This window comes from Bacillus sp. FSL W8-1141 (assembly GCF_038593205.1).
Lineage (GTDB): Bacteria > Bacillota > Bacilli > Bacillales > Bacillaceae > Bacillus > Bacillus altitudinis.
This window is the reverse complement of sequence record NZ_CP151973.1, coordinates 3,125,476-3,138,757: the sequence shown is the minus strand read 5'-3', so window position 1 is coordinate 3,138,757 and position 13,282 is coordinate 3,125,476. Positions and strand designations below refer to the sequence as shown.

Genomic DNA, 13,282 nt, shown 5'->3' with positions numbered 1-13,282 from the left:
AAGCCTTCAAATTCTCCCTTTCTCTTTCAATGAACGGCGAATTTTGTCAAAGGTTGATGAATAGAAGAGTGAAAGTGGGGAAGCGGATTTGAAGCCAGAACAGCATAATGAACTAGAGCGTTCCATGAAAAGCAGACATCTTTTTATGATTGCCTTAGGCGGGGTTATCGGAACAGGCCTTTTCCTTGGGTCAGGACTCATTATTCATCAAGCAGGCCCAGGGGGAGCCATTCTTTCGTTTATCATTGGCGGGTTACTCATGTATTTGGTCATGCTCTGTCTCGGTGAATTAGCAGTGGCGATGCCGACAGCTGGTTCCTTTCAGGAGTATGCAACCAAATATATTGGTCCGTCCACAGGCTTTATGATCGGCTGGCTCTATTGGTTTAGCTGGGCATGTACGATCGGACTTGAATTTACATCAGCAGGGATTCTACTCCAAAGGTGGTTTCCTGATATCCCAGTTTGGCTTTGGTGTCTTGCCTTTAGCGTCATCTTATTTGCCATCAATGCCATCTCAGCTCGCAGCTTTGCTGAAACCGAGTTTTGGTTTTCAGCCATCAAGGTTGCTGCGATCTTATTGTTTATTATCATTGGAATTGGCGCAATTTTCGGAATGATTCATTTGAAAGGCGGGGAACCTGCCCCTCTATTTCGCCATTTGACGGATCATGGCGGACTTTTTCCTAATGGTGTTTTTGCGATTTTATTAACCATGGTCACAGTCAATTTCTCCTTTCAAGGAACAGAGCTTGTAGGGATTGCAGCAGGGGAGAGTGAAAATCCAGAAAAAACACTCCCACGCTCTATTCGCAATATTATTTGGCGGACGATGGTCTTTTTTGTTTTATCCATTGCGGTTCTTGCAGCGCTTCTGCCATGGCAGACCGCCGGCGCGGTGGATAGTCCGTTTGTTGTGGTGTTGGACAAGGTCGGCATACCATACGCTGCAGATATCATGAATTTTATTATCATTACAGCCGTCTTATCTGTAGCGAACTCTGGATTATATGCATCATCACGTATGCTTTGGGCGCTTTCAAAAGACGGGAAAGGACCTGTTTTCACGAAAAAATTATCCAAACGTAAAATCCCGATCAATGCCTTATTGGTGACAATGGGTGTATCCGCTCTATCACTGCTCACGAGTGTTGTAGCACCAAAAACGGTATATGTCTGGCTCATATCCATTTCGGGTATGGTGCTTGTCGTGGTTTGGATGTCGATTTGTTTATCCCAATACTTCTTTAGGAGACAATTCATAAAAGAGGGCGGAGATGTAAAGGATCTTGTCTTCCGAACGCCTTTTTATCCATTTGTGCCATTAGCAGGCTTTATCGCATTTGGCATTGTTCTTATCAGTTTATTCTTTATTGAGGATCAGCGGATTGGTCTTTATTGCGGAGTTCCATTTATGGCCGCCTGCTACATCATTTACTACCTCAAGATTAAACCGAAGGAAGATGCGAAACGGTTTAATGAAGAGAAAACGATTCCGAAAACATAAGCAGGCGGCTTTTGACCGCCTGCACCTTTTCAAAGACAAATGCATTCAATATAGAAGAAAATAAATAGTTTGAAAAAAATAAAATAGCGGAAAGCTAGATGACAAGCAGGTTATCGGTCAAAATGTGTCTATTTTTTGTCTAAATGTGTTTGTAAGAGTTGAAAATGCAAGATTATCCTGTTAAAATAATTAAAGAAAGCAGGGATTGATTTTTTTTGGCTGTGGCGGGACGTTTTTTGTCACAGTGGGACGTTTTTAGTCCAACGTGAAAAGAAAGGGTCGTTAGCCATGAATCGTTTATTGGAAGCTCAAAAAAAATTATTACCAGATCTTCTCACAGTTATGCAAAAGCGCTACGACATTTTGCAGTACATCAGATTAGCGGAACCAATTGGTCGCAGAAGTCTTGCGACAAGTCTTGGTCTCAGTGAACGTATCTTAAGAGCTGAAGTTCAGTTCTTAAAGGAACAAAATCTGCTGGATGTCAAAACGAGCGGTATGATGCTGACGACTGAAGGTCATGCTTTGCTTGAAATGCTTGAAGGAATGATGAAGGACGTTTTAGGTTTAACCTTTTTGGAAAATACATTAAAGAGGAAATTAGGCCTGGAAGAAGTCATCATTGTTTCTGGTGACAGCGATGAATCCCCGTGGGTGAAGCAAGAAATGGGAAGAGCTGCTGTCCAATGTATGAAAAAAAGGTTTACTGGAAATAATATCGTCGCCGTCACTGGCGGAACGACGATGGAAGCTGTTGCCGAAATGATGACCCCTGATGCCAAAAATCGCGACATGATGTTTGTCCCTGCGAGAGGCGGTCTTGGGGAGAATGTAAAAAATCAGGCAAACACCATTTGTGCCCACATGGCTGAAAAAGCTTCCGGTACTTACAAACTGCTGTTTGTTCCAGGACAGCTGTCAGAAGGTGCTTACTCTTCCATTATTGAAGAGCCGTCCGTCAAAGAAGTGCTTCAAACAATTAAATCATCCACGATGCTTATTCATGGAATCGGTGAAGCAAAAACAATGGCGATGAGACGAAACACACCTGCTGAAGATTTAAAAAAGATTGATGAGCATGACGCAGTGACAGAGGCTTTTGGCTATTACTTTAATCGTGATGGCGAGGTCGTCCACAAAGTGCACTCCGTCGGCATGCAGCTAGATGATTTAGAAAGCATTCCACACATCATTGCTGTTGCAGGTGGATCATCAAAGGCTGGGGCCATTGAAGCTTATTTCAAAAAACCCCGCCGAACGGTTCTCGTCACAGACGAAGGAGCCGCAAAAGAGTTATTAAGGGAGTCAATAGATCCCTCAATATAAAACATTGTGACCTATAAAAGGAGGAAACATCATGGCAGTAAAAGTCGGTATTAACGGATTTGGACGTATTGGACGTAACGTATTTCGTGCAGCATTAAACAATCCTGAAGTTGAGGTAGTAGCGGTTAACGATCTAACAGACGCTAACATGCTTGCACACCTTTTACAATATGACTCTGTTCACGGAAAACTAGATGCAGAGGTTTCTGTAGACGGTACGAACTTAGTAGTGAACGGTAAAACAATCGAAGTATCAGCTGAGCGTGACCCTGCGAAATTAAGCTGGGGTAAACAAGGCGTAGAAATCGTTGTTGAATCTACTGGATTCTTCACAAAACGTGCAGACGCTGCTAAACACTTAGAAGCTGGCGCTAAAAAAGTCATCATCTCTGCTCCTGCTAACGAAGAAGATATCACAATCGTTATGGGTGTAAACGAAGACAAATACGATGCAGCTAGCCACGATGTCATCTCTAATGCATCTTGTACAACAAACTGCTTAGCTCCATTTGCAAAAGTACTTAACGATAAATTTGGTATCAAACGCGGTATGATGACAACTGTTCACTCATACACAAATGACCAACAAATTCTTGATCTTCCGCACAAAGACTACCGTCGTGCTCGTGCAGCTGCGGAAAACATCATCCCAACTTCTACAGGTGCTGCGAAAGCTGTTTCACTTGTATTGCCTGAACTTAAAGGTAAATTAAACGGTGGCGCTATGCGTGTTCCAACACCTAACGTTTCTTTAGTTGATCTTGTTGCTGAATTAAATCAAGATGTGACAGCTGAAGACGTAAATGCAGCACTTAAAGAAGCGGCTGAAGGAGAACTTAAAGGAATCCTTGGCTACAGCGAAGAGCCATTAGTATCTGGTGACTACAATGGTAATGCAAACTCTTCAACAATCGATGCTCTTTCTACAATGGTAATGGAAGGCAGCATGGTGAAAGTCATTTCTTGGTACGATAACGAGAGTGGATATTCTCACCGCGTTGTTGACCTTGCAGCTTACATTGCAAAACAAGGTCTTTAATTTCTCACACTGAAGGAACTCACTTGGTTCTTTCCTAGAGACACGATATAATGAAGACGGACAAGGGAAGGGGAAGCATCCCTTTCCCTTTTTCTCTGTATTTATCCGTTCTGCACGATTTCTCGTTTTGATGAGGGCAAAATGGGAAAAGGATAAAGAGAGACTTGTCCAATGCGTAAGGAAACCAGAATAAAGGAGGATCTCCTGACGAGCATGAATAAGAAATCAGTAAAAGACATTGACGTAAAAGGTAAAGTTGTGTTCTGCCGCGTAGATTTTAACGTTCCAATGAAGGACGGAAAAGTGACGGATGATACTCGTATTCGCGCAGCATTACCAACGATTGAGTATTTAACAGGACAAGGCGCAAAGGTACTACTAGCTAGTCATTTGGGTCGTCCGAAAGGTCAAGTTACTGAAGAACTGCGTCTGACACCTGTAGCAAAACGTCTGCAAGAGCTTCTTGGACAAGAAGTGAAAAAAGCAGATGAAGCTTACGGCGACAACGTGAAAAAGCAAATCTCTGACTTAAAAGAAGGAGATGTGCTAGTGCTTGAAAACGTTCGTTTCTATCCTGGTGAAGAAAAGAACGATACTGAATTATCAAAAGCGTTTGCTGATTTAGCCGATGTGTATGTCAATGATGCGTTCGGTGCTGCACACCGTGCACATGCATCCACAGCTGGTATTGCAGCGTATCTTCCGGCTGTTTCAGGCTTTCTCATGCAAAAAGAGCTTGAGGTTCTAGGAAAAGCCATTTCAAACCCTGATCGCCCATTTACAGCGATTATCGGTGGCGCAAAAGTAAAGGATAAAATCGGTGTGATTGAAAGTCTTCTTGATAAAGTGGACAACCTGATCATCGGCGGCGGACTTGCTTATACATTTGTAAAAGCACTTGGCCACGAAGTAGGGAAATCTCTATTAGAAGAAGACAAAGTAGATTTAGCGAAATCCTTTATGGACCGTGCAAAAGAAAAAGGCGTGAACTTCCTGATTCCAACAGATGTTCTGGTAGCCGACGACTTTTCAAATGATGCGAATACAAGCATTGTGCCAATCTCTGAAATTCCAAGTGATCTAGAAGCACTTGATATTGGAACAGAGACAAGAGAGAAGTATGCTGATGTCATTAAAAACAGCAAACTTGTTGTCTGGAACGGACCAATGGGTGTATTTGAAATCGATGCATTCGCTAAAGGAACAAAAGCAATCGCAGAAGCACTGGCAGAAGCAAAAGATACATATTCTGTCATTGGCGGTGGAGATTCAGCAGCAGCTGTTGAGAAATTTGGTCTTGCCGATCAGATGAGCCATATTTCTACAGGCGGCGGCGCTTCACTTGAATTTATGGAAGGCAAAGAACTTCCAGGTGTGACTGCATTAAACGATAAATAAGACCAAAACTGCTATAAGGAAGTGTCAATCATGAGAAAACCAATTATAGCTGGGAACTGGAAGATGAACAAAACACTTGGTGAAGCTGTAAGCTTCGTTGAAGAAGTCAAGTCATCTATTCCATCTCCTGACAAAGTGGAATCTATTGTCTGTGCACCAGCCCTTTTCCTTGAAAAGCTGAACAGCCTTTCTAACGGAACAGACCTTAAAATTGGTGCGCAAAACATGCACTTTGAAGAAAACGGTGCATTCACTGGTGAAATCAGCCCTGCTGCGCTTAAAGATCTTGGCATCGGCTACTCAGTGATCGGTCATTCAGAGCGCCGCGAATTCTTCGCTGAAACAGATGAAACAGTGAACAAAAAAGCACATGCTGCATTCAAGCATGGCATCGTTCCAATCATCTGTGTAGGTGAAACGCTTGAAGAGCGTGAAGCAGGCAAAACAAACGAACTTGTCGCTGATCAAGTGAAGAAAGCACTAGCTGGTTTAACGAAGCAGCAAGTCGCTGAATCTGTGATTGCCTATGAGCCAATCTGGGCGATCGGTACAGGTAAATCTTCTACAGCAAAAGATGCAAACGATGTTTGTGCGCACATTCGCCAAACGGTTGCAAGCGAATTTGGTCAAGAAGCGGCAGACAGCCTTCGCATTCAATATGGCGGAAGCGTGAAACCTGCGAATATTAAAGAATATATGGCAGAATCCGATATTGACGGTGCTTTGGTAGGCGGCGCAAGCTTAGAACCTCAGTCTTTCGTTCAATTATTGGAGGAAGGTCAATATGAGTAAGAAACCAGCTGCATTAATCATCTTAGATGGATTCGGTTTAAGAGGCGAAACAGTCGGTAACGCTGTTGCCCAAGCAAAGAAACCGAACTTCGACCGCTACTGGAACGAATTCCCGCATCAAACCTTAACGGCTTCAGGTGAGGCAGTGGGTCTCCCAGAAGGTCAAATGGGGAACTCTGAAGTTGGGCATTTGAACATCGGTGCAGGACGCATCGTGTACCAAAGCTTAACAAGAGTGAATGTTGCCATTCGTGATGGGGAATTTGAGAAAAACGAAACGTTCCTAGATGCAATGACTTATGCAAAAGAAAATGACAAGGCCCTTCATCTATTCGGTCTCTTGTCAGACGGCGGTGTGCATAGCCACATCCAGCATCTTTTTGCCTTGCTGAAACTAGCGAAAAAAGAAGGCTTAACTAAAGTATACATTCACGGTTTCTTAGACGGACGTGATGTTGGTCAGAAGACAGCGAAAGTGTACTTAAAACAGCTTGAAGAACAAATCAAAGAAATTGGTGTCGGAGAAGTCGCAACACTTTCTGGACGCTATTACTCAATGGACCGTGACAAGCGCTGGGATCGTGTGGAGAAAGCATATCGCGCGATGGCGTATGGTGAAGGCCCAAGTTATCAAAACATCTATGATGTCGTTGATGACTCCTATGAAAATGGAATCTACGATGAGTTCGTTATTCCATCTGTCATTACGAGAGAAAATGGTGAGCCGGTTGCAAAAGTAAATGACGGCGACTCTGTGATTTTCTATAACTTCCGTCCAGACCGTGCGATTCAAATTTCAAACACATTCACAAATGAAGATTTCCGCTCGTTTGACCGCGGAGAAGCACATCCGAAGGATTTACACTTCGTCTGCTTCACACACTTCAGTGAAACGGTAGATGGCTATGTGGCTTTCAAACCAGTGAATTTGGATAACACAGTAGGAGAAGTACTTTCTCAAAATGGATTGAAGCAGCTGCGGATTGCTGAAACAGAGAAATATCCTCACGTGACGTTCTTTATGAGCGGTGGGCGTGAAGAAGAATTTCCTGGAGAAGACCGCATCTTAATCAATTCACCAGATGTCGCAACCTATGACCTCAAGCCAGAAATGAGCGCTTATGAGGTAAAGGATGCACTTGTTGCAGACATCAATGCGGACAAGCATGACGCGATCATTCTGAACTTTGCTAACCCAGATATGGTGGGTCATTCAGGTATGCTTGAGCCAACAATTAAAGCCATTGAAGCAGTAGATGAGTGCTTAGGAGCTGTAGTCGACGCAATCCTAGCAAAAGGCGGACATGCCATCATCACGGCAGACCACGGTAACGCAGACGTGCTCATTACCGAAGAAGGAAAGCCGCATACTGCACATACGACAAACCCTGTTCCAGTCATCGTAACGAAAAAAGGGGCGACGCTTAGAGAAGGCGGCATTTTAGCCGATCTATCTCCAACGCTTTTAGACTTACTTGGTCTTGAAAAACCAAAAGAGATGACAGGAACATCATTGATTCAAAAATAACAAATTGATTCAAAAGGAGAGAAATAACGATGCCATACATTGTTGACGTATATGCACGCGAAGTATTAGACTCTCGCGGTAACCCAACAGTTGAAGTAGAAGTTTACACAGAATCTGGCGGCTTTGGCCGTGCACTAGTACCAAGTGGTGCGTCTACTGGTGAATATGAAGCAGTAGAACTACGTGACGGAGACAAAGACCGTTACCTTGGAAAAGGTGTTCTGACAGCTGTAAACAACGTAAACGAAATCATTGCACCAGAGCTTTTGGGCTTTGATGTCACTGAACAAGTAGCAATTGACAAAATGTTAATCGAGCTTGACGGAACTGAAAACAAAGGGAAATTAGGCGCAAACGCAATCCTTGGCGTATCTATCGCTGTAGCACGTGCGGCTGCTGATTTCTTACAAATTCCACTTTACCAATACCTTGGTGGATTCAACTCCAAAACGCTTCCAGTACCGATGATGAACATCGTCAACGGCGGAGAGCATGCGGATAACAACGTAGACATTCAAGAATTCATGATTATGCCTGTAGGTGCACCGAACTTCCGTGAAGCACTTCGCATGGGCGCTCAAATCTTCCATAGCCTGAAATCTGTATTAAGCGCGAAAGGCTTAAACACAGCTGTAGGTGACGAAGGTGGATTCGCTCCAAACCTTGGTTCTAACGAAGAAGCACTTCAAACAATCGTAGAAGCGATTGAAAAAGCTGGTTTCAAACCAGGTGAAGAAGTCAAACTTGCGATGGATGCTGCATCTTCTGAGTTCTATAACAAAGAAGACGGTAAATATCATTTATCAGGCGAAGGTGTTGTTAAAACATCTGCTGAAATGGTTGACTGGTATGAAGATATGGTATCGAAATACCCAATCATCTCAATCGAAGACGGCCTTGACGAAAACGACTGGGAAGGTCACAAACTATTAACTGAGCGTCTTGGCAGCAAGGTTCAGCTAGTAGGAGACGACTTGTTCGTAACAAATACGAAGAAGCTTTCTGAAGGAATCAAAAACGGCGTTGGTAACTCAATCCTCATCAAAGTAAACCAAATCGGTACATTAACTGAAACATTTGATGCAATCGAAATGGCGAAACGTGCAGGCTATACAGCTGTTATCTCCCACCGTTCTGGTGAAACAGAAGACAGCACAATTGCAGACATTGCAGTTGCAACTAACGCTGGACAAATCAAAACAGGTGCTCCGTCTCGTACGGACCGTGTGGCGAAATACAACCAATTACTTCGCATCGAAGATCAATTGGCTGAAACGGCTCAATACCACGGCATTGCTACATTCTACAACTTGAATAAGTAATGTAAAGCAACGCGCTGCGTGCGCTCTTTTGAAAAGAGCGTATCGCAGCGCTTTTTTTATGTTGAAATAAAGACGCAAAGCTGGCTCAAGAGAATTAGCTCTGCTTCCTTTGTCATATCCTATTTTTGTAAAAAATCATCCTTCAGTCAGAGGAGAAACGATGAGCTTGACGATTTATAAGCAATAAATCATGAAAACTCTACTAAAAATATGATCTGAATTGAACTTATGCTATTTGCATGGGGGTGGTATCATTTTACATATATTAGGGGGTGATGAGATGCTGAATCCTTTTAGCCTTCGTTTTCCAGTAGGCGTGTACATGTATGTCCTTCACCTACTGGCGGCATATGATGAAAGGAAGCAACGAATTCTAACTTCTAAGAACGTACAGAAAAATGCATTTTGGATTTATGTCCTTGCCGCTATCTTAGGCATTGTGACAGTTGCCGCTTTGATTTGGGCATGCAAAACATTTGGAAAAGGCTCGAAATTTTTAGGAGAGTTCAAGTTTTTAGGCCTGTATATTAAAATCAAATGCGGCTTCTAACAAATGGTGAGAACAGATGCGGGGTCATCTGTTCTATCTGAAATAAATGGAGGGACATGATGCTGACATTACACTTAACAGAAAAAACGTATAGCCGCACCTTTTCTCTCCGCGATATTCAGTTAAATGTGGAGAAAGGACGTATGCTTCTGCTTTTGGGGCATAATGGTGCAGGAAAGACCACGATGATTCAGTCTATGTTTGGCCTGACACCATTTACGGGTTTTGTCTCTTTGCATGGTAAACAGCTGAATTTTCAATCCTCAGCACATATCTCCTTTTTGAAAGAACATGTTTCCTATATTCCTGATGATCATGCTTTGTTTGATTATTTAACGCCGAGAGAATATTTCCATTTACTCCAGCTTCCAGACAAACGAAATGGACCTCGAGAAGAGGCCTTCGTCGATCTTTTTGAGCTGAAACCTTATATGGATCAGCCAATTGCCCAGTTGTCTCATGGCAATCAAAAGAAAACACAAATCATTTCACAGCTCCTCAGGCCTTGTGATTATTATGTATTCGACGAGCCCACAAATGGACTTGATCCAGATATGATGATCATCTTAAAAAAGGTGCTCATGAAGCTGAGAGATCAAGGCGCAGGCATTCTCATTTCTACCCATCATTTGGGGTTTGGTGAGACTTTGTATGATCACCTCATGATCTTAAGAAACGGTGATATCAAGCTGGATATGTCACGTCAAGAAACAAACAAAACATTCCCTCATCAAGCACTTGAGGATATTTATAAAGAAGTGAATCAAGATTACTATATGCAGGTGGAGAGGTTGCTCAATGACTTGGACACGACACGTTCTTCATAAAATAGAATGGGGCATGCTCACAACGAAAATCAAGCAGCTCGGCAAAAAATATCCTTTGCAGCTTCTCGCCGCAGCCGTTTTTATGTTGCTGATCTACGCCATATACGTTGTCATGAGCCTGCGTTTTTTTATGCAAGTAGGGGAGAGCGAACCAGTTGCTTTATACCTTCAATTTGTGAAAATGACCCTGCTGCTTTTGGGAGCAGGGATTGTCTTTTCCCGTCATAAAATGAAGCGTCAAGAGTATCAGTTCTTCTTTTTGAATAGTGCGATGCAAAGTGTCTCATTTGTCCTTTGTGTGTATTTCTTTCCGGTGCTGTTTTGTTTCATCATGCTTGGTCTGCTTTTTTTACCCATTCTATTAGGGCTGATCATTAGCGGCGTTACACTATCTTTGTATTGGATCATTGTGGTAGGGATCACTTGCTGTGGATTGGCGCTCTGTACACTTGCTTCTTGGATGCTGATACGCATTGGTGTGAGCCATTTTATATCAAAAACAAAGGAGCATTTACTGCTGCAAACGCTCGGATTTGTGACGCTTGGTGCTTTCGTGTTTCTCCTTTTTCAAAAAACGGTTGAGATGATTCACGTATGGCCGTCTATCTATCTTGTATTTCTGATGATCTTTCTATGTGCAGGGTGGTTTTGGCTGAAGGGCTTGGCGGCTTGTTATGTCAATCGGATGTTTTTGCAGCTAAAGGTAGAGGTGAAGTCGTTTTCTTACCAAAAAATCAGATCGGATTCTTCATTTTTCACACATCTGCGGCAGGAGCTTGTTTATTTTAGCCGATCAGCTGTGTTTAAAGAACAAGGTATTTTGTTCCTGTTTCTTGTCTGTTTCACGATAGGTCTCCCATTGATCTTTACTCCGGCAGAGACTGGCTTGCTGTATGCTTTTATTGTGCAGTTTGCGTTAAAGGAAATACTTATTATGCTACCGCTCATGATTGGCAGGGAATATCATCTCCATCAGCGAGCCATTTTTATGTTAAATACATCAAAGGGTGCCTATTTATTATCAAGAATTTTATTTTATTACACAATGAATGTATTGATTTATTTTGTCTATATCGGGCTTGCTTATTTCATGATAGGGGTCGAAAGTGAAGGGCACGGTTTGGCGAGTTTGTCCATTTTATTGATCACTGTCATGGCGGCATGTGTCGGGTTTGTCATGAAGATTAGTGAATTTAATAAACTGTTTGTGATCGTGATGATGATTGCTGTGTTCAGTATGTTGGATATGCTTTTAGTCCAGTGGCTTTCAGCAAATATCCAGCTGCTCTCAACTGTCTATATGGCTTGTTCAGCCGCATTCTTCATCTTCATATATGCTGCCATGCTAAAGAGGCCGATTGTGCGATGATGACGCTTTTATTTTGCTTAATAGCAGTTGTGCTCATTCATGAACTCGGTCATATCCTGATGGTGATGGTGTGCAACAAAATCGAAAAAAAACCCATCTTTGATTATGTGGTGATGATCGATTGGAAGCACGTGTCGATTGTCCATGAGAAATTTTCACGGCCGGGTTTTAATGTGATGGTGGCACTTGCAGGTCCTCTGTTTCCAGTGATCTGCTCGGGTGTGCTTTTCTTCATGTGGGGGCATCCATTGACGCATCCATTGCTGCTTTTTTCTTTATTAAATACAGTGATGCTGCATCCAGCTTGCCCAGACGGGAAAAATATCATCACCAGTTTAAAAGAGATGGAAGGAGAGAACTAAATGGTTAAAGTATTTCATTCGTTTTCTAGCGGCTTAACGCTTGCGATGCTTTATGTGTTTGCTGTGTTTATGACGCCAGTATTTTTAATGCTGCTAGAGGTTCATCATGTTGAATCAAGTCCAACTCTCTTTGGTATGCCATTTTATATCATGAAAATTGAACAGTATCAATTCAGCTCAGAGGCAACGCTCTTTGGGTGCGTGGTCTGTTTTTTAGCGGGTGCCGCTCTCTACTTCTTGATTCAATATGTGATTCATGCAGTGAAAAAGAGCAGAACATAAAAAAAGCAGGCTGAATGAAGTCAGTCTGCTTGAAGAACGAGTGACAACCGCACCATATCCATACATTGAATACCGTTCTCATAAATCGGTTCATCATAGTGCTTCAGAAAGAAATCGTGGTCGATAGACGCCATGCGAAAACCGCATTTTTGATAAAGGGCGAGCTGCTGAATACTAGAGTTGCCTGTGCCAATTTCAATTGTATGAAAGCCAGCTGCCTGGGCTTCTGAAATAGCATGGCGGATCAGCTGCTTCCCAATTCCTCTACCTTGCCATGACTCCTTCACGGCGACATTCATGATTTCCACTGTCTGCTGAGACAGAGGCGTCAGAACATACACACCAATCATGTCCTGTTTATGAAAAGCAACATAACAAGAACCAGATTGTACATAGGCAAGGACTTTTTCAGTTGAAGGGTCAGCTAATAGTAAAAGATCCATAGGAACAGATTGATCATGAGACAATGGCCGAATCTGTATCAAATCATTTCATCCTCTCTATTCTTTGATATACCCTTGTTTAACACCCCAATCATATTGATCCTGCACCCATTGAGAAGGAGGATGATGGGTGACATTTGGGTCTTTTTTGACAGTTGCTTTCCTTGTCGTTTGTGCTGCCTGCTTATTCGCTTGAGCCGTTGCTTTCGCTGCTGCCAGTTCTTTTTGAAGCTGGTCTATTTTCAATTCAAGCGCTTTACGTTGTTTGATTTCTTTTTGATGCGCCTTCTTTTCTTTCTTCAGCTTGTTTGTGACGGTGGACAATTCCTTTTTTTGACCATCCATTTCATCTTTCATATCCGTTCCTTCTGACTTTAATTGTGTCAGCTGCTCATCATTCTTTCTCATTTCTTGCTGGTGTTTATTCTCTGCTGCGGTGAGCGACTGCTGCTGCCACACAATCCAGCCAGTTGCACCTAGGATGATCACAGACAAGACAATGATCGTGATGTTTTTTTTCATGTTCTATTCCCCTTT

General features: G+C 42.7%; 14 protein-coding genes. 12 read left to right on the top strand and 2 right to left on the bottom strand.

The genetic code is table 11. From position 1 onward, the window contains the following. Nucleotides 1-88: 88 nt before the first annotated feature. The 12 genes from NSQ52_RS16225 to NSQ52_RS16170 all read left to right on the top strand — a co-directional run bounded on the left by NSQ52_RS16225 (nt 89) and on the right by NSQ52_RS16170 (nt 12,302). Nucleotides 89-1,507 (top strand): amino acid permease, encoded by a 1,419-nt coding sequence (locus tag NSQ52_RS16225; protein WP_342473581.1) that lies wholly within the window; start codon nt 89-91, stop codon nt 1,505-1,507. A 288-nt stretch (nt 1,508-1,795) separates the two neighbouring features. Then, nucleotides 1,796-2,833: a sugar-binding transcriptional regulator gene (locus NSQ52_RS16220; protein WP_008347711.1), complete on the top strand. Its 1,038-nt coding sequence runs from the start codon at nt 1,796-1,798 to the stop codon at nt 2,831-2,833. 31 nt (nt 2,834-2,864) lie between these two features. Next, on the top strand, nt 2,865-3,872 hold the full coding sequence (gap, locus tag NSQ52_RS16215; RefSeq protein WP_007500174.1) for a type I glyceraldehyde-3-phosphate dehydrogenase: 1,008 nt from the start codon (nt 2,865-2,867) through the stop codon (nt 3,870-3,872). Nucleotides 3,873-4,085: 213 nt separating this feature from the next. Further along, nucleotides 4,086-5,270, top strand: a complete 1,185-nt coding sequence (locus NSQ52_RS16210; RefSeq protein ID WP_144679172.1) for a phosphoglycerate kinase — start codon at nt 4,086-4,088, stop codon at nt 5,268-5,270. Between the two features lie 30 nt (nt 5,271-5,300). Then, nucleotides 5,301-6,062, top strand: coding sequence for a triose-phosphate isomerase (gene tpiA / locus NSQ52_RS16205; protein ID WP_017359213.1), 762 nt, complete (start codon nt 5,301-5,303; stop codon nt 6,060-6,062). After that, nucleotides 6,055-7,590 (top strand): 2,3-bisphosphoglycerate-independent phosphoglycerate mutase, encoded by a 1,536-nt coding sequence (gene gpmI, locus NSQ52_RS16200; RefSeq protein WP_017359214.1) that lies wholly within the window; start codon nt 6,055-6,057, stop codon nt 7,588-7,590. Before tpiA ends, gpmI begins: the two co-directional genes overlap by 8 nt. 29 nt (nt 7,591-7,619) lie before the next feature. After that, nucleotides 7,620-8,912 (top strand): phosphopyruvate hydratase, encoded by a 1,293-nt coding sequence (eno, locus tag NSQ52_RS16195; RefSeq protein WP_003212752.1) that lies wholly within the window; start codon nt 7,620-7,622, stop codon nt 8,910-8,912. A gap of 280 nt (nt 8,913-9,192) precedes the next feature. Continuing rightward, nucleotides 9,193-9,462, top strand: a complete 270-nt coding sequence (locus tag NSQ52_RS16190; RefSeq protein ID WP_039169204.1) for a hypothetical protein — start codon at nt 9,193-9,195, stop codon at nt 9,460-9,462. Nucleotides 9,463-9,521: 59 nt separating this feature from the next. Next, complete coding sequence (locus NSQ52_RS16185) at nt 9,522-10,289, top strand: ABC transporter ATP-binding protein (protein ID WP_024719839.1); 768 nt, start codon at nt 9,522-9,524, stop codon at nt 10,287-10,289. Continuing rightward, entirely contained in the window at nt 10,261-11,658 is a 1,398-nt protein-coding gene (locus NSQ52_RS16180) for a hypothetical protein (RefSeq protein ID WP_342473579.1), read from the top strand. Before NSQ52_RS16185 ends, NSQ52_RS16180 begins: the two co-directional genes overlap by 29 nt. Further along, complete coding sequence (locus NSQ52_RS16175) at nt 11,655-12,020, top strand: hypothetical protein (RefSeq protein ID WP_144679174.1); 366 nt, start codon at nt 11,655-11,657, stop codon at nt 12,018-12,020. The genes NSQ52_RS16180 and NSQ52_RS16175 overlap by 4 nt, the downstream gene beginning before the upstream one ends. Continuing rightward, nucleotides 12,021-12,302 (top strand): hypothetical protein, encoded by a 282-nt coding sequence (locus tag NSQ52_RS16170; protein ID WP_008347692.1) that lies wholly within the window; start codon nt 12,021-12,023, stop codon nt 12,300-12,302. Between the two features lie 20 nt (nt 12,303-12,322). On the opposite strand, the gene NSQ52_RS16165 is transcribed toward NSQ52_RS16170, so the two are convergent. Continuing rightward, nucleotides 12,323-12,787, bottom strand: coding sequence for a GNAT family N-acetyltransferase (locus tag NSQ52_RS16165; RefSeq protein WP_024719836.1), 465 nt, complete (start codon nt 12,785-12,787; stop codon nt 12,323-12,325). 15 nt (nt 12,788-12,802) lie between these two features. Further along, a complete protein-coding gene (locus NSQ52_RS16160; RefSeq protein WP_144666068.1) occupies nt 12,803-13,267 on the bottom strand; it encodes a hypothetical protein in 465 nt (154 codons plus the stop codon). Nucleotides 13,268-13,282 lie beyond the last annotated feature (15 nt).

Coding starts and splice junctions, on each gene's coding strand:
- NSQ52_RS16170 (WP_008347692.1), top strand. CDS start 12,021: ATGGTTAAAGTATTTCATTCGTTTTCTAGCGGCTTAACGCTTGCGATG.
- tpiA (WP_017359213.1), top strand. CDS start 5,301: ATGAGAAAACCAATTATAGCTGGGAACTGGAAGATGAACAAAACACTT.
- eno (WP_003212752.1), top strand. CDS start 7,620: ATGCCATACATTGTTGACGTATATGCACGCGAAGTATTAGACTCTCGC.
- NSQ52_RS16180 (WP_342473579.1), top strand. CDS start 10,261: ATGACTTGGACACGACACGTTCTTCATAAAATAGAATGGGGCATGCTC.
- NSQ52_RS16190 (WP_039169204.1), top strand. CDS start 9,193: ATGCTGAATCCTTTTAGCCTTCGTTTTCCAGTAGGCGTGTACATGTAT.
- NSQ52_RS16185 (WP_024719839.1), top strand. CDS start 9,522: ATGCTGACATTACACTTAACAGAAAAAACGTATAGCCGCACCTTTTCT.
- gpmI (WP_017359214.1), top strand. CDS start 6,055: ATGAGTAAGAAACCAGCTGCATTAATCATCTTAGATGGATTCGGTTTA.
- gap (WP_007500174.1), top strand. CDS start 2,865: ATGGCAGTAAAAGTCGGTATTAACGGATTTGGACGTATTGGACGTAAC.
- NSQ52_RS16220 (WP_008347711.1), top strand. CDS start 1,796: ATGAATCGTTTATTGGAAGCTCAAAAAAAATTATTACCAGATCTTCTC.
- NSQ52_RS16160 (WP_144666068.1), bottom strand. CDS start 13,267: ATGAAAAAAAACATCACGATCATTGTCTTGTCTGTGATCATCCTAGGT.
- NSQ52_RS16175 (WP_144679174.1), top strand. CDS start 11,655: ATGATGACGCTTTTATTTTGCTTAATAGCAGTTGTGCTCATTCATGAA.
- NSQ52_RS16210 (WP_144679172.1), top strand. CDS start 4,086: ATGAATAAGAAATCAGTAAAAGACATTGACGTAAAAGGTAAAGTTGTG.